General features: G+C 72.7%; 20 protein-coding genes and 1 pseudogene. 8 read left to right on the top strand and 13 right to left on the bottom strand.

Features of this window, described 5'->3' with window-relative positions; all coding sequences use genetic code 11:
* Nucleotides 1–197 precede the first annotated feature (197 nt).
* Genes E1266_RS23730 through E1266_RS23720 form a run of 3 tightly spaced genes read right to left on the bottom strand, consistent with a single transcriptional unit; the run spans nucleotide 198 to nucleotide 3,961 of the window.
* Nucleotides 198–827, bottom strand: coding sequence for a MerR family transcriptional regulator (locus E1266_RS23730; RefSeq protein WP_132050499.1), 630 nt, complete (start codon nucleotides 825–827; stop codon nucleotides 198–200).
* A gap of 60 nt (nucleotides 828–887) precedes the next feature.
* Nucleotides 888–3,212 (bottom strand): glycoside hydrolase family 3 C-terminal domain-containing protein, encoded by a 2,325-nt coding sequence (locus tag E1266_RS23725; RefSeq protein ID WP_132050497.1) that lies wholly within the window; start codon nucleotides 3,210–3,212, stop codon nucleotides 888–890.
* 29 nt (nucleotides 3,213–3,241) lie between these two features.
* Nucleotides 3,242–3,961, bottom strand: coding sequence for an IclR family transcriptional regulator (locus tag E1266_RS23720; RefSeq protein ID WP_131980908.1), 720 nt, complete (start codon nucleotides 3,959–3,961; stop codon nucleotides 3,242–3,244).
* A 102-nt stretch (nucleotides 3,962–4,063) separates the two neighbouring features.
* On the opposite strand from E1266_RS23720, the gene leuC reads away from it, so the two are divergent.
* The 4 genes from leuC (at nucleotide 4,064) to E1266_RS23700 (ending at nucleotide 6,966) form a co-directional block, all read left to right on the top strand.
* A complete protein-coding gene (leuC, locus tag E1266_RS23715) occupies nucleotides 4,064–5,461 on the top strand; it encodes a 3-isopropylmalate dehydratase large subunit (RefSeq protein ID WP_132050495.1) in 1,398 nt (465 codons plus the stop codon).
* 9 nt (nucleotides 5,462–5,470) lie between these two features.
* Nucleotides 5,471–6,058 carry a 3-isopropylmalate dehydratase small subunit gene (gene leuD, locus E1266_RS23710; RefSeq protein WP_132050493.1) on the top strand — a complete coding sequence of 196 codons (588 nt, stop codon included), beginning with the start codon at nucleotides 5,471–5,473 and terminating at the stop codon, nucleotides 6,056–6,058.
* Between the two features lie 250 nt (nucleotides 6,059–6,308).
* Nucleotides 6,309–6,530 carry a hypothetical protein gene (locus E1266_RS23705; protein ID WP_132050491.1) on the top strand — a complete coding sequence of 74 codons (222 nt, stop codon included), beginning with the start codon at nucleotides 6,309–6,311 and terminating at the stop codon, nucleotides 6,528–6,530.
* Nucleotides 6,531–6,687: 157 nt separating this feature from the next.
* Nucleotides 6,688–6,966 (top strand): HU family DNA-binding protein, encoded by a 279-nt coding sequence (locus E1266_RS23700; protein ID WP_021598708.1) that lies wholly within the window; start codon nucleotides 6,688–6,690, stop codon nucleotides 6,964–6,966.
* 65 nt (nucleotides 6,967–7,031) lie between these two features.
* Here E1266_RS23700 and E1266_RS23695 read toward each other — a convergent pair whose 3' ends face one another.
* Both E1266_RS23695 and cofC read right to left on the bottom strand, forming a co-directional pair.
* Complete coding sequence (locus E1266_RS23695; protein ID WP_132050489.1) at nucleotides 7,032–7,241, bottom strand: hypothetical protein; 210 nt, start codon at nucleotides 7,239–7,241, stop codon at nucleotides 7,032–7,034.
* 9 nt (nucleotides 7,242–7,250) lie between these two features.
* Nucleotides 7,251–7,931 (bottom strand): 2-phospho-L-lactate guanylyltransferase, encoded by a 681-nt coding sequence (gene cofC / locus E1266_RS23690; RefSeq protein ID WP_132050487.1) that lies wholly within the window; start codon nucleotides 7,929–7,931, stop codon nucleotides 7,251–7,253.
* Between the two features lie 87 nt (nucleotides 7,932–8,018).
* Between cofC and E1266_RS23685 the strand changes: the two genes are divergently transcribed.
* The 3 genes from E1266_RS23685 (at nucleotide 8,019) to E1266_RS23675 (ending at nucleotide 11,126) form a co-directional block, all read left to right on the top strand.
* Nucleotides 8,019–8,909: a lysophospholipid acyltransferase family protein gene (locus E1266_RS23685; protein WP_132050485.1), complete on the top strand. Its 891-nt coding sequence runs from the start codon at nucleotides 8,019–8,021 to the stop codon at nucleotides 8,907–8,909.
* A gap of 17 nt (nucleotides 8,910–8,926) precedes the next feature.
* Nucleotides 8,927–9,916 carry an NAD(P)H-dependent glycerol-3-phosphate dehydrogenase gene (locus E1266_RS23680; RefSeq protein WP_132050501.1) on the top strand — a complete coding sequence of 330 codons (990 nt, stop codon included), beginning with the start codon at nucleotides 8,927–8,929 and terminating at the stop codon, nucleotides 9,914–9,916.
* An 88-nt stretch (nucleotides 9,917–10,004) separates the two neighbouring features.
* The gene (locus E1266_RS23675) at nucleotides 10,005–11,126 is read left to right on the top strand and encodes a D-alanine--D-alanine ligase family protein (protein ID WP_132050483.1); all 1,122 of its coding nucleotides are present in this window, start codon (nucleotides 10,005–10,007) and stop codon (nucleotides 11,124–11,126) included.
* A 157-nt stretch (nucleotides 11,127–11,283) separates the two neighbouring features.
* On the opposite strand, the gene E1266_RS23670 is transcribed toward E1266_RS23675, so the two are convergent.
* From E1266_RS23670 to E1266_RS23640, 7 genes are read right to left on the bottom strand one after another with little or no spacing between them, the layout of a single operon-like run.
* The gene (locus tag E1266_RS23670) at nucleotides 11,284–13,161 is read right to left on the bottom strand and encodes a beta-propeller domain-containing protein (RefSeq protein WP_132050481.1); all 1,878 of its coding nucleotides are present in this window, start codon (nucleotides 13,159–13,161) and stop codon (nucleotides 11,284–11,286) included.
* A 47-nt stretch (nucleotides 13,162–13,208) separates the two neighbouring features.
* Nucleotides 13,209–13,595, bottom strand: a complete 387-nt coding sequence (locus tag E1266_RS23665) for a carboxymuconolactone decarboxylase family protein (RefSeq protein ID WP_132050479.1) — start codon at nucleotides 13,593–13,595, stop codon at nucleotides 13,209–13,211.
* Nucleotides 13,588–14,445, bottom strand: a complete 858-nt coding sequence (locus tag E1266_RS23660) for an NAD(P)-dependent oxidoreductase (RefSeq protein ID WP_132050477.1) — start codon at nucleotides 14,443–14,445, stop codon at nucleotides 13,588–13,590. The genes E1266_RS23665 and E1266_RS23660 overlap by 8 nt, the downstream gene beginning before the upstream one ends.
* Before the next feature lie 50 nt (nucleotides 14,446–14,495).
* A complete protein-coding gene (locus E1266_RS23655; RefSeq protein WP_132050475.1) occupies nucleotides 14,496–15,230 on the bottom strand; it encodes an SDR family oxidoreductase in 735 nt (244 codons plus the stop codon).
* Nucleotides 15,227–16,690 (bottom strand): aldehyde dehydrogenase, encoded by a 1,464-nt coding sequence (locus tag E1266_RS23650; RefSeq protein ID WP_132050473.1) that lies wholly within the window; start codon nucleotides 16,688–16,690, stop codon nucleotides 15,227–15,229. The genes E1266_RS23655 and E1266_RS23650 overlap by 4 nt, the downstream gene beginning before the upstream one ends.
* A 53-nt stretch (nucleotides 16,691–16,743) precedes the next feature.
* Nucleotides 16,744–17,304 carry a TetR/AcrR family transcriptional regulator gene (locus E1266_RS23645; protein ID WP_132050471.1) on the bottom strand — a complete coding sequence of 187 codons (561 nt, stop codon included), beginning with the start codon at nucleotides 17,302–17,304 and terminating at the stop codon, nucleotides 16,744–16,746.
* A gap of 10 nt (nucleotides 17,305–17,314) precedes the next feature.
* Nucleotides 17,315–18,481, bottom strand: a complete 1,167-nt coding sequence (locus E1266_RS23640) for an acyl-CoA dehydrogenase family protein (protein WP_165966184.1) — start codon at nucleotides 18,479–18,481, stop codon at nucleotides 17,315–17,317.
* A gap of 102 nt (nucleotides 18,482–18,583) precedes the next feature.
* Between E1266_RS23640 and E1266_RS23635 the strand changes: the two genes are divergently transcribed.
* Nucleotides 18,584–19,738, top strand: coding sequence for a serine/threonine-protein kinase (locus tag E1266_RS23635; RefSeq protein WP_347876742.1), 1,155 nt, complete (start codon nucleotides 18,584–18,586; stop codon nucleotides 19,736–19,738).
* On the opposite strand, the pseudogene E1266_RS39525 reads toward E1266_RS23635, so the two are convergent.
* Nucleotides 19,699–19,829 (bottom strand): annotated as a pseudogene (locus E1266_RS39525) (GntR family transcriptional regulator); the annotation flags it as partial. The gene E1266_RS23635 and the pseudogene E1266_RS39525 overlap by 40 nt on opposite strands.

The raw sequence follows: 19,829 nt of genomic DNA, 5'->3' as shown, positions 1-19,829 counted from the left end.
GGGGGACGGTGGCGGGGTTGCCGATCTTGACGCGCATGGGGGCGTCCTCCAAGCGGTTCCGTGGTCGCGATGAGGTGGCGCGACCGACGGTAGGCACCCGGCGGCCATGTCACCAGCGAAGGCTTCGCACGGCAGCCATGCATGGCACGCATGGGTCGGCGCGTCCGGATTCGAACACCCGGTAACGGCGGGGACGTTCAGTTCCGGCCGAATCGGCGGGACGAGGCGTCTTCCTGGGCGAGCCGGTGCAGGGCGGTCAGCACCTGCTCGTACAGGACGGTCGAGACCAGCAGCGAGTGCACCGCGCGGGCGCGCGGCGTCCCGTCGGCGACCCGGTCGATCTCGTGCTCGGCCACCTCGGCCGCGGCCTTCACGTACGGCCGCAGGTCGCGGAGGGTGATCGGGAAGCCGAGGCGGCGCAGTGCCACGAACGTGTGGGCGAGCAGGTCGCGGGCGGGGGCGCGGTCGCCGACGGTCCAGCCGAGCTCGCGGACCAGGGCGTCGACGTCCTCGCGGGCGGCGCGCCAGTGCGGGTCGTGCGGCGCCGCGACGTGCGGGCCGATGGCGTACTGCGTGGTGCCGAACAGCTCGTGCAGGCTGACGCGGTCGTCCTCGATGGCGGCGATGATCTGCTGGATCGCCGAGACCGGGAGGTCGCCGACGTCGCGCAGGGCGCTGATCAGCCGCAGCCGCTCCAGATGCCGCGCGCCGTACTCCGACCTGGTCGCGCTCACCGCCGAGCCCTTCGGGAGCAGGCCCTCCCGGATGTAGAACTTGATCGTCTGGACCGTCAGGCCGCTGCGATCGCTGAGCTCGGAGATCTGCACCGCCGTACCCTTCTCGACCGGACGTTCAACGCTATCCGGGTGGCCGCTCGGATACCGGCACTATCCAATGTCCGTCCGGGTTGGGGTGATATCGACGTCCTCGGCGGCCGAGCGGACGCGCTCGTCCAGCTCGATGCGCAGCGTCACCGACTCGCCGGGCGCGGCCTCGGCGACCGCGAATCCCGCGAGCCGCCTCGCCGTACCATCCGACACCGCGTAGAGCTGCACGGTCTCGCGGCCGAATCGGCCACCTGTGTTCCGGACCGTCACCTCCGCCACCCCGCCGGCGACGGTGACCGGCCCGTACTCCCACGTCGTGTAGCCGAGGCCGTGCCCGAACGGGTATGCGATCTGGTCGGGCGCGTAGTGCCGGTAGCCGATGGCCGTGCCCTCCGCGTAGTCGAGGGTGCCGTCCGCTGCCGGAACTGGCGACAGGACCCCGTCGTCGGACGCGGGGAACGTCGTGGGGAGCCGCCCGCCCGGTTCCGCCGCCCCGGTCAGCACGTCGGCGATCGCGTCGCCGCCCTCCTGGCCCGGCAGCCAGGCCCACAGGATCGCGGCCACCTCGTCCCGCCACGGCATCAGGACGGGCGCGCCCGCGTTCACCACCACGACCGTCCGCGGGTTGGCGGCGGCGACGGCGGAGACCAGCTCGTCCTGGCGGCCGGGCAGGGCCAGGGACGTCCGGTCGAAGCCCTCGCTCTCCACGTCGTCGTTCGTCCCGACGACCACGACGGCCGCGTCGGCGTCGCGCGCCGCGGCCACGGCGGCGGCGAGCTCGTCGTCCTCGGGCAGGCGGGGTTCGCGGTAGCCGAGCCCGAACACCGTCGCGAACCGCCGCGGCGCGCGGGCGTGCCGCAACTCCACGGTGACGGGACGGCCCGCCGCCAGTTCCGCCCGGACGCGGTGCTCGGGCGGGCGCATCAGCGCCTCGGCCGGGTCGCCGTGGCCGGGCGCCAGCGCCACGGCCGTGGCGGTGCCGTCCACCCGCAGCTCGAAATCGCCCGTTCCGGTGATGGCGAACGCGTGGACGCCATCCTCGGCCGGTGTCATCTGAGCGCGCACGACGATCTGAGCCGTCCCTCTAGGCGGCCCGCCCAGGAAGACGAAATGCGCCGCCAAGCGGAGTTCGGAGCCGAGCACGGCACCTTCGGCGTCGAGGAACTCAAGCCGCACACCCGGTTCGCCCGTCTCGGGATCGGTCACCAGGTCGAGCGGCATAGGCGCCAGCCGCTCATGTGGATGCACGCCCGGGTGAACGGTCAGCTCGGTGCCGTCGCCCAGCGCCCGGCGAAGTCCCTCCACCGGTGACACGACGTGCTCGGGATTGACGTGGGCGCTGCCGCCGCCCTGCGCGCTGAACCGGACCGCGTTCGGCCCGATCAGGGCGAGCCTGCGCGGAGCCGCCAGCGGCAGGACCCCGTCGTTGCGGAGCAGCACCGCCGCCCTGGCGGCGGCGTCGCGCAGCTGCGCGCGGGCGTCGGCGGGCGTCGTCGCCGGCGGCGGCTCCGGAAATCCCTCAAGGGCGCCCACCCGGGCGGCGAGCCGCAGCACGCGCAGCACCTTGTCGTCGATCAGCTCCTCGGCGACCCGCCCGTCGCGGACGGCCTGGACGAGCTTGTCCCGCCACGGGCTGGTCGGCAGGCCCGGCATCTCCAGGTCCATGCCCGCGTTGGCGCTCTCCTCGGTCGAGCGGACCGCCGTCCAGTCCGACACCACGACGCCGTCGAAGCCCCAGCGCCGCTTCAGCACGTCCGTGAGCAGCGGCCGGTTCTCGGTCATCGGCGCGCCGTTCACCCCGTTGTAGGCGGCCATCACCGCCCACACGCCCGCCTTCACCGCCTCCTCGAACGGGCGCAGGTACAGCTCGCGGAGCGCCTCGTCGGCGATGCGCGCGTCGTAGGACATCCGGGACGTCTCGGAGTCGTTCCCCACGAAGTGCTTCACCGTCGCCGCGACCCCCGCGGACTGGACGCCCCGGACGAACGCGGCGCCGATGCGGGCGGTGAGCAGCGGGTCCTCGGAGTAGTTCTCGAAGTGCCGCCCGCCGAGCGGAGTCCGGTGCAGGTTCACCGTCGGCGCGAGCTGGACGTGCACGCCCCGCTCGCGCGCCTGGGCGCCGTTCAGCCGCCCGATCCGCTCGGCGAGCTCCGGGTCCCACGTCGCGGCGAGCGCGGTGGGGCTGGGGAAGAGCAGGCTCGTGTCGCGCTCGTCCCAGCGCGTGCCGCGGATGCCGCTCGGCCCGTCCGACATGGTGATCCGCCGCAGCCCGATCTCCGGGACGGGGCGGAGCGTCCAGAAACCGTCCCCGGTGAGCAGGTGGACCTTCTGGTCGAGCGTGAGCCGCCCGAGCCTTTCGCGCAGCGCCGACTCGTCGATGTCCATCCGGCCTCCCGGTTGCGGTTCTCGCGGGTTCACGACGCGGTGCGGCGCATCCCCTCGGAGATCTTCTCGGCCGCGGCCGCGACCGGCGCGGCGTGCAGCCGGCCGGGGGAGCGGCTGAGGCGTTCGAGGGGACCGGACACCGACACCGCGGCGATCACCCGGCCGCCCGCGCCGCGGATCGGGGCGGACACGGAACCGACCCCCTGCTCGCGCTCGCCGACGCTCTGCGCCCACCCCCGCCGCCGGACGGACGCCAGCGTGGCGGCCTCGAACTTGGCGTTGCGCAGCCCGCGGTGCAGCCGGTCGGGCTCCTCCCAGGCGAGCAGGATCTGCGCGGCCGATCCCGCCGTCATCGGGAGCGCCGCGCCGACCGGGATGGTGTCGCGCAGGCCGCTGGTGCGCTCGGCGGCGGCCACGCACACCCGGACGTCGCCCTGGCGGCGGAACAGCGACGCGCTCTCGCCGGTGAGGTCGCGCAGCTGGGCCAGGATGGGCTGGGCGATCGCCAGGAGGCGGTCCTCACCGGCGGCCACCGCGAGTTCGGCGAGCCTCGGCCCGAGGATGAAGCGGCCCTGCGTGTCACGATGGACGAGGCGGTGGTGCTCGAGCGCCACGGCCAGCCGGTGGGCCGTGGGACGGGCCAGCCCGGTCGTCTGGACGAGCTGGGCGAGCGAGGCCGGGCCCGCCTCCAGCGCGTTCAGGACGAGCACGGCTTTGTCAAGTACGCCGACTCCGCTAGAGTTGTCCATGTCTTGATATTGCCGTCTCGTAATTTGAGATGCAAGTCGGATGGACCCGGACCACGGCGCGATGGGGCGCCGACGATTCGTTCAGCAGGTGAGGTGGGAGTGATGGGCCGAACACTGGCCGAAAAGGTGTACGACGCGCACGTCGTACGGCGCGCCGAGGGTGAGCCGGACCTCCTCTACATCGACCTGCACCTCGTGCACGAGGTCACCAGCCCGCAGGCGTTCGACGGGCTGCGGATGGCGGGCCGCGCGGTCCGCCGCCCCGATCTGACGATCGCGACCGAGGACCACAACGTCCCGACGACCGACCTGCTGAAGCCCATCGCCGACCCGGTGTCGCGCACCCAGGTCGAGACGCTGCGCAAGAACTGCTCCGACTTCGGGGTCCGGCTGCACCCGATGGGCGACGCCGGGCAGGGCATCGTCCACGTCATGGGCCCGCAGCTCGGCCTGACCCAGCCCGGCATGACGGTCGTGTGCGGCGACTCGCACACGTCCACGCACGGCGCGTTCGGCGCCCTCGCCTTCGGCATCGGCACCAGCGAGGTCGAGCACGTCCTCGCCACCCAGACGCTGCCGCAGATCCAGCCGAAGACCATGGCCGTGACCGTCGAGGGCGCGCTGCCCGAGGGCGTCACCGCCAAGGACCTCATCCTCGCGATCATCGCGCGGATCGGCACCGGCGGCGGCCAGGGGCACATCATCGAGTACCGCGGCGAGGCGATCCGCTCGCTGTCGATGGAGGGCCGCATGACGGTCTGCAACATGTCCATCGAGGCCGGCGCCCGCGCCGGGATGATCGCGCCGGACGAGACCACGTTCGAGTACATCGAGGGCCGTCCGCACGCTCCCCGGGGCGACGACTGGGACCGGGCCGTCGAGTACTGGACGTCGCTGCGCACCGACGACGACGCGGTCTTCGACAAGGAGGTCGTGATCGACGCGGCCGAGCTGACCCCGTTCGTCACCTGGGGCACCAACCCCGGCCAGGGCCTCCCGCTCGGCGCGTCCGTGCCCGACCCCGCGTCCTTCGAGGACCCGGTGCAGCGGCAGTCCGCCGAGCGCGCCCTGGAGTACATGGGCCTGACCGCGGGGACGCCGCTCCGCGACATCGCGGTCGACACCGTCTTCGTCGGCTCCTGCACCAACGGCCGCATCGAGGACCTCCGCGCGGTCGCGGGAGTCCTGCGGGGCCGCAGGGTCGCCGACGGCGTCCGCATGCTGGTCGTCCCCGGCTCCATGGAGGTCAAGAAGCAGGCCGAGGAGGAGGGCCTCGACGGGGTCATCTCCGCGTCCGGTGCCGAATGGCGCGAGGCGGGCTGCTCGATGTGCCTGGCGATGAACCCGGACAAGCTCACGCCCGGCGAGCGCAGCGCCTCCACGTCGAACCGCAACTTCGAGGGCCGGCAGGGGCCCGGCGGCCGCACCCACCTGGTGTCGCCCGCCGTCGCCGCCGCGACGGCCGTCACCGGCCGTCTCACCGCCCCCGCCGACCTGTAAGGAACCACGATGGAAGCCTTCACCACCTACACCGGGCGCGCGGTCCCGATGCGCCGCAGCAACGTCGACACCGACCAGATCATCCCGGCGGTCTGGCTGAAGCAGGTCAGCCGCACCGGCTTCGACAAGGGCCTGTTCTCCGGCTGGCGCGAGGACCCGGACTTCGTCCTGAACCAGCCGCAGTACGCGGGCGCGGGCATCCTGGTCGCCGGCCCCGACTTCGGCACCGGCTCGTCGCGCGAGCACGCCGTCTGGGCCCTGCAGCAGTACGGCTTCCGCGTCGTCATCGCGCCGCGCTTCGGGGACATCTTCCGCAACAACTCCACCAAGATGGGGCTGCTGCCGGTCGTCCTCACGGGGGAGCAGGTCGAGGACCTCCAGTCGCGGATCGAGAAGGACCCCGCGCTGGAGGTCACCGTCGACCTGGAGAACCGAGAGGTCCGCTGGGACGGCGTGACCGCCCGGTTCGAGATCGACGACTACACCCGCTGGCGGCTTATGGAGGGCCTGGACGACATCGGCCTCACCCTCCGCCACGCCGAGGCCATCGACGACTACGAGGCCAAGCGCACCCCCTGGTTCCCCACCACGGTCTGAAACGCGCAGAGACCGGGGCCAGAGACCGGAAGGTCTCTGGCCCCGGTTAGCATGCTGGGGAACCACCAACACCAGCCACTGCCGCAACCACGCGCTGACCTCAATCGTCGCGATCGCGTCCGAAGGCAGGTTTCGAGCTTGCGAGAAACCTGATCGCGCAGCGAGCCTCTGGGCGAGCCGGAGCGATGCAGCGATCGCACGCAGTTCTCGACGATGGAGGGCCGCCAGGCCCGAAGGAGGAGAGCACTGCATGAGAACACAGCCTCAGTGGGACGACCCCGAGCTGACCCGGCTGGCACACCGGCTCCGGGACGCGCACCGGGCGGTCGCGCCGCTGCCCCCCGAGGACCGGCAGCGGCTCATCCGGCACCTCCTGGCGATCACCGATCTCGCGAAACGGGACGCCGGACTGGCCGCCCGCAGGCTGGAGACGTTCCTCGCCGATTTCCAAGAGACGCCCGACGTCGGTTAGCGTGCGCAGTGGCCGGATCCGGTCCGGTCACCCGGCGAGATGGGGGCGAGTGCGACAAAAACGCCAGCGACACGCCAACTCGTGCGTGCAGGTGATTGTGTCCATGCTGAGGGTCCCTTAGTTTCGTTCGGGCAAGGGGGGAACAGAGGAGTAACCCATGAACAAGCGTGAGCTGGTCGACGCCATCTCTGACCGGCTGGGCAGCAAGAAGGCCGCAGCCGAGGCCGTCGACGCCATCCTGGAGGCGATCCAGAACGCCGTCGCCAAGGGCGACAAGGTCGCGATCACCGGGTTCGGTTCGTTCGAGAAGGCCGACCGGCCTGCCCGTACGGCCCGCAACCCCGCAACGGGCAAGACCATCGAGGTTCCCGCGACGTCCGTGCCGAAGTTCAAGGCAGGGGCGGACTTCAAGAACCTGGTGGCCGGAAAGAAGTAGCCTCACCGCGGCAGCGCCCGGGACCATGCCATAACGGTCCCGGGCGCTGCCGTATGAGCGGCCCTTCAGTCGCGCGGCGGCAGCGGGAAGGTCGACAGCGTGACGACCGAGATCCGGTCGCCGTCCATCGCGAGGTTCACCCGCTGCCCGAGCCGCAGCAGCCGCAGCCCGCCCGCCGCGAACGCCTCGCCGTCGAACGGCAGCTCCGTCCCGTCGTCGAGGAGCACGCTCCCCGACCGCGTCGCGGCATCGAAACCCTTCACCGTCGCCTGCATACCCGAACCTTAGGCGAAGGCGGGCAGGCGGGCCGCCACCGCGGTGGTGCGGGGACCCGCGCCAAGTTCGAGGGCGGCCCTGAGGTCCTCGACGGTGTCGACGTCGCGGCGGACGCTGTCGGTGCCGGGGAGCAGGATCTCGCGGACGCCGCGGGCCCGGTGCGCCGCGCGGGACTCGCCGCCGAAGGCGGGGGAGAACGCGACGCCGGGCCGGGCCGTGTAGAGGGTCGTGCCGATGCCGGCCGCGTCCGGGACGAAGGATTCCGGCGCCCGTGCGGCCGCGTCGAGCACCCTGGCAAGTTCAAGAGGCCGCAAAGCGGGCAAATCGGCCGATAGTGCGCCCATGCCGGTGCCGGGGGCCAGTTCGCGGCCGCGGCCGGCGCCGTGCACGAGGGCCGGGTTCAGCCCGGCGTCCGGCACGTCGGGCACGACGAGGGCGCCGAGGGCGGCCAGGTCGGCGGCCGGGAGGGGATCGTCGGTGACAACGATCACGGTGCGGACCCGCGCACAGCGCAGCGCCGCGGCCACCGTGTCGGTCGCCACCGCCAGCGCGAGGGCCTCGCGGTGCGGGCCCGCCGCCGCGGACATGCGGGTCTTCGCCCGCGCCAGCACCTTCACCGGCACCACGAGCGACCACTGGAGACGAGACCCGCTGCTCTGTGATGTAGACCTGCTCTGTGATGTAGACATGGCAACTCGACACTATGCGTACGCACCCGCGACACTTGTGGGCACCCTGCGTTCGCTCGGGGACCGACTGAGGAGGGGAGACGGGGCATGAGCCACGGGTATTCGCCTGCCTGGCGGAAGCTCACGATCGTCATCCTGCGCCCGCTGCTCCACGCGCTGCTGAAACGGGACTGGCGCGGCCGGGGCAACGTGCCGGGCGAGGGCGGCGTCATCATCGCCGCGAACCACATCTCCGAGGCGGACCCGCTCGCGCTCGCCCACTTCGTGTACGGGGCGGGCCGCTACCCCGTCTACCTGGCCAAGTCGACGCTCTTCGACACCCGGTTCATCCGGACCGTCCTGCGCGGCACCGGCCAGATCCCCGTCTACCGCGACCGGGCCGACGCGTCCCTGGCCCTGCGGGACGCCGAGCAGGCCCTGCGGGACGGCGAGTGCCTCATGTTCTACCCGGAGGGCAGCTGCACCCGTGACCCCGAGCTGTGGCCCATGACCGGGCAGACCGGAGTGGCGCGGATGGCGCTGACGACCGGCGCGAAGGTCGTCCCCGTGGCGAACTGGGGAGCGCACGAGCTCCTGCCCTACAAGAAGAAGGGCGCGCGGACGGGCCTCGCCGGACGCCTGAAGAAGGGCTTCCACCCCTTCCCGCGCAAGACGATGAAGGTGGCCGCCGGGCCGCCCGTCGACCTGTCCCGGTACGCGGACCGCCCGCTCACCAGGGAGACGCTGCGGGCCGCCACCGACGACGTCATGGCGGCGATCACCGGCCTGCTCGGCGAGCTGCGCGGCGAGGAGCCGCCCAAGGAGCGCTACGACCACCACCGGGTCCTGGAGGAGCGGCGCGCCGCCGCCCGCGCGGCGGGCGAGGCGTTCGAGCCGGCGGTCCCCGAGCCGGCGGTTCCCGAGCCGGCGGTTCCCGAGGCTGCGGTCTCTGAGCGGGCGCGGCAGCGGACCGGCGACCCTAAGGCGGCCGACTCGTGACGTACCGCACCGCGGTGATGGGGGCCGGGTCCTGGGGGACGACGTTCACCAAGCTGCTGCACGACGCCGGCGGCGAGGTCGTCCTGTGGGGCCGCCGCCCCGAGGTCGTGGAGGCGGTCAACGAGCGGCACGAGAACCCCGACTACCTGCCGGGCGTCACGCTGCCCGCGGGCGTCCGCGCCACCCTCGACCCGGCCGAGGCCCTGGCGGGCGCCGACTTCGTCGCGCTGGCCGTCCCGGCGCAGACCCTCCGGCACAACCTCGGCGCCTGGCTGCCGCTGCTGCCGCCGGACGCGGTCCTCGTCAGCCTGATGAAGGGCGTCGAGCTCGGCACGTCCCGGCGGATGTCGGAGGTCATCGGCGAGGTCGCGAACGTCCCCGCCGAGCGGGTCGGGGTGTTCTGCGGGCCGAACCTGGCCCGCGAGGTCGCGGGCGGCGAGCCCGGCGCGGCGGTCGCCGCCTGCGCCGACGAGGACGCCGCGCGGCGCCTGCAGTCCGCCACGATGACGCCGTACTTCCGCGTCTACACCTCCACCGACGTCGTCGGCTGCGAGCTGGGCGGGGCGGTGAAGAACATCGTCGCGCTGTGCGTCGGCATGGCGGTCGGGCTCGGCTTCGGCGCCAGCACGCAGGCGCTGCTGATGACCCGGGGACTCGCCGAGATCGCCCGGCTGGGCGCGGCGCTCGGCGCGGACGAGCACACCTTCGCGGGGCTCGCCGGGATGGGCGACCTCGTCGGGACGTGCATGTCCCCGCTGTCGCGCAACCGCACCTTCGGCGAGAACCTCGGCCGCGGGATGACGCTGGACGAGGTCATCTCCGTCACCAAGCAGACCGCCGAGGGCGTCAAGTCGGCGGAGGCGGTGCTGGAGCTGGCCCGCAAGCACAACGTCGAGATGCCGATCACCGAGGCGGTCACCGCCGTCCTGCACCACGGCATGCCGATCAAGGAGGCGGCCATCTCGCTGATCTCCCGCTCCCCGAAACCCGAACGGTACGGGCTGTGACGGCACCCCGGCCGGACCGGCCGGCGGGACCGCCGTACCGGAACCGCTCTTGGCCCGCCCGGGCTGATCACCGATAGGGTCGGACGTCATGTCCCAGGTTTCGAAGATCCGCGTGGCCGTCGTCTTCGGCGGACGCAGCTCCGAGCACGCGATCTCCTGCGTCACCGCGGGGGCCGTGATGGCCGCCATCGACCGGGACCGGTACGAGGTGGTGCCGGTCGGCATCGCCCGCGACGGGCGCTGGGTGCTGCCGCCCGCCGACCTCCCGCTCGCGATCGAGGGCGGCCGGCTGCCCGAGGTGACCGGCGAGGGCGGCGTCCTCGCGCTGCCGTTCGACCCGGGCAACCGCGGCCTGCTCGTCGTCGAACCCGGGCGGGTCCCGGAGACGCTCGGCGAGGTGGACGTGGTCCTCCCGCTGCTGCACGGCCCCTACGGGGAGGACGGCACGATCCAGGGGCTCCTCGACCTCGCGGGCGTCCGCTACGTCGGCGCCGGGGTGCTGGCGAGCGCCGTCGGCATGGACAAGGGCTTCATGAAGCTGGTCTGGCAGGCGCGCGGCCTGCCCGTCGGCCCGTACGTCCTGGTCGGCGACCGGGAGTGGCGCCGCGAACGCAAGCGCAAGATCGACGAGATCAAGGAACTGGGGCTCGCGGACGGCACGCCCGTCTTCGTCAAGCCCGCCCGGGCCGGATCGAGCATGGGCATCACCCGCGTCACCGCCGAGGCCGACCTGGAGGCCGCGGTCGAGGCGGCCCGCGAGCACGACCCCAAAGTGATCGTCGAGGCCGCGGTCGAGGGCCGCGAGATCGAGTGCGGCGTCCTGCAGGGCATGGACGACGGCCCCGCGGAGGCGAGCCTCCCCGCCGAGGTGCTGATGGGGGGCGACCACGACTTCTACGACTTCGAGACCAAGTACCTCGACGGCTCCACCACCATGGCCATCCCCCCCGACCTGCCGCCCGCGGCGATCGAGGAGGTCCGCCGCATCGCCGTCCAGGCGTTCGACGCGCTCGACTGCGAGGGCCTCGCCCGCGTCGACTTCTTCCACACCCCCGACGGCGGCTGGATCCTCAACGAGATCAACACCATGCCGGGCTTCACCCCCGCGTCGGCGTTCCCGCAGATGTGGGCCGCGACCGGGCTCGACTACCCGGCGCTGGTCGACCGCCTCATCCAGACGGCCGTGCACCGCTCCACCGGGCTGCGTTGATTGCAGGCCAGGCCCACTTCGCTCGCTGGCGCTCGCTGCGTGACCTGGCCTGTGCGAGCGCGGCATCGCTTCGCGATCTTCCCGGGGAGGCTCGCCTTCGGCTTTGCCTCCCCGGTCAGGTAACGCGCTCACGTGCGTGGCTGGGGTCACTGGGGGATTAGTTGTAGGGCAGCCATGCTGAGGGTTTGAGTGTGGCTGCGTTGGTGGCTTTGGCGCCGTTGTCGGAGAACGTCCACAGGGTGTCGCCGATGATCAAGGAGCGGTCGATGCCGCCGTTCCGGTCGCCGGGCGGGTGGCGGACGGTCCCCAGCCTGCTGATGGACGACGCGGTCACCTTGAGGACGAGGGCCTCGGCCTTTCCATCGAGCCGGGATCTCTCGGGGACGACGGTCAGGCCGGAGTCCGGCCAGTACAGGAAGGCGTGCGGCTCGAACTCCGCCTTCGACATCGTCCCGGGCCGCGTGTGGTTGTCCAGTCTGCGGGGCTGCGCGCCGGAGACGTCGAAAAGCGAGACCTGGAGGCCCGTCGTTCTCCCGGTGCGGTCGGCGTCCTGCCCTACTCCGAGGAGGTTCCCCTCTTTGGTGGGGTGCAGGTACGCCGAATAGCCGGGGATCTTCAGCTCGCCGGTGAGGCGGGGGCGGCCCGGGTCCTTCAGGTCGAGCACGTACAGGGGGTCGACCTGCCGGAACGTCACGACGTAGCCGGTGGTGCCGATGAACCGGACGGAGTAGATCCGCTCGCCCTTGCCGAGTCCGTCGATGCGTCCGGCCTGGCGCAGGCGGTTCCCGGCCTGGTCCAGGACGTACACCGAACTCTGCGACGACCGGTCGTCGCGCGCGAACCGGCCGGTGGTCGTGGCGACGCGCAGCTTCCCGTCGTGCTCCGACAAGGAGTACTGGTTGAGCAGGAAGCCCTTGACCGAGCCCGACGCCACATAGCGGGGACGCCCCTCGCCGCCGACGTCGAACTTGTGCACGTCGGTCCGTTCCTCGGACTGCTTCCCGCGCGGCCTCCACAGGGACGCGCCGGGGGGAGCAGCGGCGACGTACAGGCTCTTCCCGTTGCCGTAGACGGTGCTCCCGTCCGCGGTGACGCCGATCGCCTGCGGGTCGCCGAGCCCCTTGCAGAGGTCGAACGTCAAGACGCTCAGCATGGTCGAACCCGCGTACGAGGCCGGGCGGCTGACCCGGTCGCACGGCACCCGGTGGTCGCTCGACCGGCCGCCGGCCTCGACGCGGAAAATCGGGAGCCAGGCTTCGAGCGGGGCCGTCACCACGGCTCTCCGGTTCGCCTCGGTGGCCTCCTCCACGCCGTTGCCGCCGGGGAAGTGGATGTCGGGGACGGACTTCAGCACGACCCTGACCGTCGGGCCGCTCTGCCGCGCGGCCAGGTAGTGGGCGTGGCTCGTCATCGTGCCGACGACCCTCGGGGCGGCGGAGATGTCGACGAGCGTCAGGCGCGTGGTGGGCCCCGGGGTCTGCGGCACGGGCGAGTCCCCCGCTCCCGGTGCCGGCCGCCGGGGGAGCGGACTCACGGGGGACTCCTCGTCCAGGACGAGCACCCGGTCGCCGCTGAGCAGCAGCCGGGCCTCACCGTGGAGGCCCCTGCCCGGCAGTTCCAGGGTGTCCGTGACCTTGCGCGTCGCGGGGTCGATGAGGACGAGGTCGCCGCGGGCGATCGTCACGATCCTGCGGCCGTCGGTCTTGACGAGGTCGGGCTCGTCCGCGTCCTTCTCGTGGGCGTTCGTGGTGGAGTGCCGGGGCGGCTCGCCGGGGGCCGCGCCGGCGGCGGACCGCGGGCCCTTCAGGGCGATGTCGCCCTCCGGCAGGCCGACCGGCATGCCGTCGTGCAGCCCGTGCGGCCCGACGCGGTCGGCGGTCGCCTCACGCAGCCCTTCGTGGAGGGCCTCGCAGTCGTCGTAGGCGACGAGCCGCATCGGTGCTCGGCTGGGTTTGTCCGCGGCACCGGGGGAGCCGTGGCAGCCGGCCGCCAGGAACAGCACGCCCGCGACCGGAGCGAAGACACGACCACGCATGGACGTTCGACGCCCGCGGCATACCGCGGGTTCCGTCAGTTCCGTATTTAAGGGGATTCGTTCTTGCGGGCGCGCTTCTCGTGCTTGGCGATGAGGGTGTCGATCTGGACGCTCAGCCGGGAACCGAGCGGCCAGCCCACGTAGTGGGTCAGGAAGACGCCGATCTCGCGCAGCTCGTCCGGTGACAGCTCGCCGTTGGCCAGCGCCGCCGGGATCTGGATGTCGAGGACGTCGTTCAGCCCCTGGCCCGCCAGCACGCCGATGAGGAGCAGCCGCCGGTCGCGCATGCTCAGCCCCGGCCGCGTCCAGATGTCGCCGAAGAGGTGGTCGACGGTGATGCCGAAGAACTCGCCGGGCGCGTCCTCGATCTCCCACCCGTAGACCTTGCGCATCATCTCCAGGCCACGGGCGCGCCGTTCGTCCTTCTCAGTCATCCCTGTCTCCCATCAGGCCCAGGCCCGCACCGAACCGCTCCAGGGCGAGGCGGGCGAACGGGGTGTCCACCCCCAGCTCACCGGCCAGTTCCAGGGCGAGGGACAGGTCCTTCTCGCCGAGGTCGCGGGTGTGGCGGAGGATGTCGTACAGGTCGTCGTCCGGCTCCAGCGGCGCGGTCGTCGGCCGCAGCATGATCGACCCGGCGCCGCCGGTGATCGCGTCGGAGTGCCGGACGATCCGCCCGAGCTTGCGGAGCGACACCCCCGACGCCTCCGCCAGCCGCTGCGCCTCGGCCGCCGCGGTGAACGACACGAAGTGCAGCATGTTGCGGGCCAGCTTCGTGCGGGTGCCCGCGCCGACCGGGCCCATGTGCAGGACGAGGTCCGCCCAGTCGCCGAACGGCTCGCGGCAGCGCTCGAACGCCTCGTCCGTCCCGCCGACCATGACGGCGAGGCTGCCCGCGCTCGCCCCCATGAACCCGCCGCTGACCGGCGCGTCCACGACCTCGATGCCGTAGCGCCGCGCCTTCGCGGCCAGGTCCTCGGCGGTCTTCGCGCGGATCGTCGAGTGGATCGCCAGGACGGTCCCGGGGCGGGCGCTGGCGATGACCTCCTCGCCCACCTCGGCCACCTGGGCGTCGTCCCGGACCATGATCGACACCAGGTCGCAGGCGGCCGCCACCTCGGCGACGCTCCGCGCCGCCCGCGCCCCCGCCTTCACCAGCGGCGCGACCGCCTCGGGGCGGGTGTCGTGGACGACGAGGCCGCGCCCGGTGTGATGCTGCGCCATCGGCGCGCCCATCTGCCCGAGCCCGACGAACCCGACGCTTCGCGTCCCCTCCGGACTCATGCCTGTCTTTTGCGGGGGGACGACCCCCCGCGCCCCCCGGTTCGCTTCGCTCATGCTCGGAACACCTCGCCACCGTCCACGTTGAGGATCTGCCCGGTGACCCAGGCGGCCTCGTCAGACAGCAGGAACAGGCACATCCCGACCAGGTCCTCGGGCGTGCCCATCCGCTTGAGCGCCATCTTCTCCTTGACGATCTTCTGCGACATGCCGCCGGGGACGACCGTCCGGTTCGCCTCGGTGTCGATCGGTCCGGGCGCGATCGCGTTCACGCGGATGTTCATGCTGCCCAGCTCGTGCGCGAGCTGCTGGGTGAGCCCGTTGACCCCGACCTTGGCCAGGCCGTAGAAGCCGGAGTACTGCCACGCGGCGGTGGACGACTGGTTGACGATCGAACCGCCCCCGCGCTCCTGCATGTGCGGGTAGCAGGCCCGCGCGCACAGCAGCGCGCCGTCCATGTTCACGGACATGAACTTCTTGTAGTAGTCCCAGTCGACGGTGAAGAGGAAGTCCAGCTTCATCGTCCCGAAGATGGCGGCGTTGTTGACGAGATGGTCGATGCCGCCGAACCGCTCCACGGCCGCCGCCGCCATCGCCTCGACCGACGCCGGATCGGACACGTCCGTCCGCACGAAGGCGCCCTTGATGTCGTCGGCGACGGCCCGGCCGCGCTCGTCCACGTCGGCGACGACCACGGACGCGCCCTCGGCCGCCAGCGCCCGCGCGTACGCCTCGCCGATCCCCTGCGCGGCCCCGGTGACGACGGCCACCCGCCCCTCGAACCTCATAGCCCCTCCGCGATCGCCTTGGTCTCCAGGTACTCCTCGAAACCGGCCACGCCCATCTCGCGGCCGATGCCGGACTGCTTGTAGCCGCCGAACGGGACGTCCGCGCTGTACCAGACGCCGCCGTTCACGCTGACCGTCCCGGTGCGCAGCCGGCCCGCGACCGCACGCGCCCGCTCCAGGTCGCCGCCGTGCACCGCGCCCGACAGCCCGTACGGCGAGTCGTTGGCGATGCGGACGGCGTCGTCGTCGCCGTGGTGGGGCATGATCACCAGCACCGGGCCGAAGATCTCCTCGCGGGCGGTGCGGGAGTCGTTCGCCAGCCCGGTGATGAGGGTCGGCTCGATCCAGAAGCCCTTGTCGCGGCCCTCGGGCCGGCCGCCGCCGCAGGCGAACGACCCGCCCTCCTCGACGGCCAGTCCCAGGTAGCCCTCGATGCGGTCGCGCTGCCGCGCCGAGATCACCGGGCCGCAGATCGTCCGGTCGTCATCGGGGTCGCCGGCGCCGAGCTTCGCCAGCGACCGGGCCGTGATCTCCACGGCCTCGTCGTAGCGGGCGCGCGGGACGAGGATCCTGGTGGTGATCGCGCAGCCCTGCCCGGCGTGGGCGATTCCGGAGAACGCCGCGTACGAGCAGGCGGCCTTGAGGTCGGCGTCGTCCAGCACGATGAACGCCGACTTGCCGCCGAGTTCCAGGAAGACCCGCTTGAGGGTGGCGGCCGCGCTCGCCATGACGGTGCGGCCCGTCGCGGTGGAGCCGGTGAACGTCACCAGGTCGACGCGGGGGTCCTCGACGAGCTGCGCGCCCAGCCCGTGGTCGGACGAGGTGACCACGTTGACGACGCCCGCCGGGATGTCGGTCTCCTCCGCGATGATCTCGCCGAGGACCGCCGCGCACCACGGGGTGTCGGGCGCCGGCTTGAGCACCACCGTGTTGCCGGCGGCGAGCGCCGGGCCCAGCTTGGCCAGGTTGATCTGGTGCGGGAAGTTCCACGGGGTGATCGCCCCGACGACGCCCGCGGCCTCCCGGCGGATCCGCCGGTGGCTGGGCATCCCCATCGGCTCGGCGCGGCCGAGGTCCCGCTCCCACTCGTAGGACTCGGCGAGCCCGGCGAACCAGCCGAGGTCGTCCACCGGCGCGTCGAGCTGGCCGCCGAAGGTCAGGAACCGGGGCGCGCCGACCTCCCGGATCGTCAGCTCGCGCAGCTCGTCCGAGCGCCGCTGCATCGCCTCCCGGAGCTGGCGCAGGCACCGGACCCGGAACGCCGGGTCCGTGGACCAGGAGGTCTCGTCGAACGCGCGGCGGGCGGCGCCGATCGCGCGGTCCATGTCGGCCGGGGTGCCGTCGGCGGCCGTGCCGAGCACGTCCTCGTTGGCGGGATCGATGGTCTCGAAGGCGCCGCCGTCCGCGCTCGGGGTCAGCCGCCCGTCCAGCAGAAGCAAGCGATCGGTTGTTCTGGACACCTGTCCAGACTACAGTTCAGGGTCGGGTCGGGCGCAAGACCGATCCGGCGAAATCAGGAAATAGAAGGGTTCGCGAGGAAGATCCCGAGGGTGTGGTCGGCGCCGGGCGCCTCGCCCTCGTCCGGGGACGGGACGAGGTAGCCGCCGACCCACGCCCGCAGCATCAGCAGCGCCCGGAGCCGGGCCTCCTCGGGGGCGAAGCCCAGCTCGTCCAGGCACCCGGCGATGTGGCCCAGCAGCGCCCGGTCGGCGTGCCGCACCGCATCCTCCGCGTCGGGGGAGTGCTGCGCCCACAGCCGCATCGCCCGGTCGACCGGCGCGACCTCGCGGCCGAGCGCCTGGATGCGCCGGAGCCGCTCCAGCGGATCGGGCGTGCTGCCCAGCGCGAGGGCCAGGACCTCGTCGGTGCGCTCGTGCGCCCACCGGTCCAGCAGCGCCCGCATCAACTCGGACCGGTCCTTGAAATGCCAGTAGAAACTGCCCTTGGTGACGCCGAGCCGGGCGGCGAGCGCGTTGATCCCGACACCGCGCTCGCCGGCCCGCGCCAGCTCCTGGTAGGCCGCCTCGATCCAGTCCCGCCGGGCCACGCGCGCCCGGCTCGTCGTCCCGCCCACCGCTCTCCGTTCAGACCAGGGTCATGGGATCGGGTTCCATGCCCAGCGCGGTCCTGCCGTACAGGGCGTACGTGGCGTCGGCGTCGAAGACCACGTGCGCCGAGATCGTGTTCACGTCCCGCTGCGCGCGCTGGAAAGGGGAGTCCGCGAACTGGACGCTCGCCCCGCCCGACGCGCACAGCTCGTTCACGATCGTACGGGCGACGCCGGCCACGTGCGCCGCCACCAGCCGCGACCGCGCGCGCTCCGCGATCCCGTAGCCTCCGCCCGACTCGTAGGTCTCCGTCAGGTGGCGCACCGCGTCCTCCAGCAGGAGGCGCGCGGCGGCCAGGTCCGCGGTCGCCTTCGCCAGCCGGATCTGCCCGCTCATCAGGTCGCGCTGCTTCACGCCTGTGTACGCCATCACCCGGCCCTGCATCCGCTCCGCGTACCGGGCGAGCACGCCTTCGGCCACGCCCAGCACGGGCGCGGCCCCGGTGAGCGCGAACACCGGGACGAGCGGGATGCGGTAGATCGCGCCGTCGTGGACCCGCGAACCGGGCGACCTGCCCTCGGTGAGGTCGGTCAGCGGCACCGACCGGTGCGCCGGCACGAAGCGGTCCTTGATCTCGATGTCGTTGCTGCCGGTGCCGCGCATCCCGCTCGTGTGCCACACGTCGTGGACCTCGGCGTCCTCGCGCGGCAGCAGGAACAGCCGCGGCTCGATCGAGTCGGCCACGGTGACCAGCGCCATGACCATCACGTGGTCGGCGTGCATGACCCCGCTGCCCCACGACCAGCGCCCGGTGACGCGGTGCCCGCCGTCGACGGCCTCGGCCGTCCCGTTCGGCGCGAGGGTGCAGGGCACCAGCGCGTACGGCCGGTCCGCCCAGACCTCCCGCTGCGCCTCCTCCGGCAGCAGGGCGATCATCCAGTTGTGCAGCGTGTAGATGACGCTCAGCCAGCCCGCCGAGGCGTCGCCCGCGCCGATCTCCCGGCACGCCGCCACCATGGCGCCGAAGCCCTGCCCGCCGCCGCCGAACCGCTCCGGCACGAGCATCCGGAACAGCCCCGTCCCGGCCAGGTCGGCGACGGTCTGGTCGGACAGCCGCCGCGCCTCCTCGGCCGCGCGGGCCCGCTCGTTCAGTACCGGCGCCAGCTCCCGCGCCCGCCGGACGATCTCCTCACCATACTCCATAGTACGGAAACCATACTCGTAAGTATGCGCTGACGAAAGACCCCGAAAGATCTCCGGCATGGGGCGGGCGCCCCCCTGCGCGCATCCCGATATGCCAGGCTTGTGGGACCGAGGCCCCATCCCCGAGGAGAACGCCCCGTGTCGCAGCCTGACCTGCCCGAACGCATCGGCCCCTACCGGGTCGTGGACCGTATCGGCGAGGGCGGCATGGGCACGGTGTTCGCCGGGCTGGACGACCGCGGGAGCAAGGTCGCCATCAAGGTCATCAGGCGCGAGTTCGCCGCCGACCGGCGGTACCGGGCGCGGTTCCAGGCCGAGGTGTCGGCGGCGCAGCGGGTCCGGCCGTTCTGCACGGCGCCGGTCCTGGACGCCGACCCCGCCGCGGACCCGCCCTACCTCGTGACCGAGTTCGTCAACGGGCCGAGCCTCAAGGCCGCCGTCGGCAAGGACGGCCCGCTGCGCGGCGCCGACCTGGAGGCCGTCGCGGTCGGGATCGCGACCGCGCTGACCGCGATCCACGACGCCGGCGTCGTCCACCGCGACCTGAAGCCCGCCAACGTGCTGCTGTCGACGTTCGGGCCGCGCGTCATCGACTTCGGCATCGCCCGGTCCCTGGACGGCACGCGGCTCACCGCGACCGGCGGCATCGTCGGCACGCCCGCGTTCATGGCGCCCGAGCAGCTCGACGGGCGGGGCGCCGGCCCGGCGTCCGACGTGTTCGCCTGGGGCGCGACCGTGGCGTTCGCCGCGAACGGCAGGCCGTGCTTCGGCGGCGACTCGATCCCGGCGATCATCCACCAGATCGTCAGCGGGGACCCGGACCTGTCCGGGCTGGACGGCACGCTCCTCGCCGCGGTCGGCGCGGCCCTGGCCAAGGACCCCGCGCGCCGCCCGTCCGCCCAGACCCTGCTGGACCGGCTCATCTCCAGCGACGTCCGCCGGCCCCCGCAGACCCAAGGCGCCGCGCAGACCCAAGGCGCCGCGCAGACCCAGGGCACCGCGCGTGCCCAGGACACCGCGCAGGCCCGGCCCCGGCCGGACACCCCCGCGCCCGCGCTGGCCGAGGGGGAGGCGGAGGCGCTGGTCGAGCGGCAGTACCGGCAGGCGGCCCAGGCCGGCGACCCGGCCGCCATGCGCAACCTCGCTCTGCTGCTCAGCGGGCAGGGCCGCACGGCCGAGGCGGAGACCTGGAACAGGTACGCCGACGCGGTCGCCGGCCGTCGGTGCTCCTCGACCAGCTCGGACGGCTCCGGGTAGGTGTCCTGCAGCGCGTTGAGGCACATGCGGGTCTCCACCAGGAGGGTGTGCGCCATCCGCTCCAGCCGGGGGCTCCCGGACGAACTGACCA

The organism is Actinomadura sp. 7K534 (assembly GCF_004348575.1).
Classification (GTDB): domain Bacteria; phylum Actinomycetota; class Actinomycetes; order Streptosporangiales; family Streptosporangiaceae; genus Spirillospora; species Spirillospora livida.
Note: the sequence above shows the minus strand (reverse complement) of the source record. Positions and strands in the feature narration are given on the sequence as shown.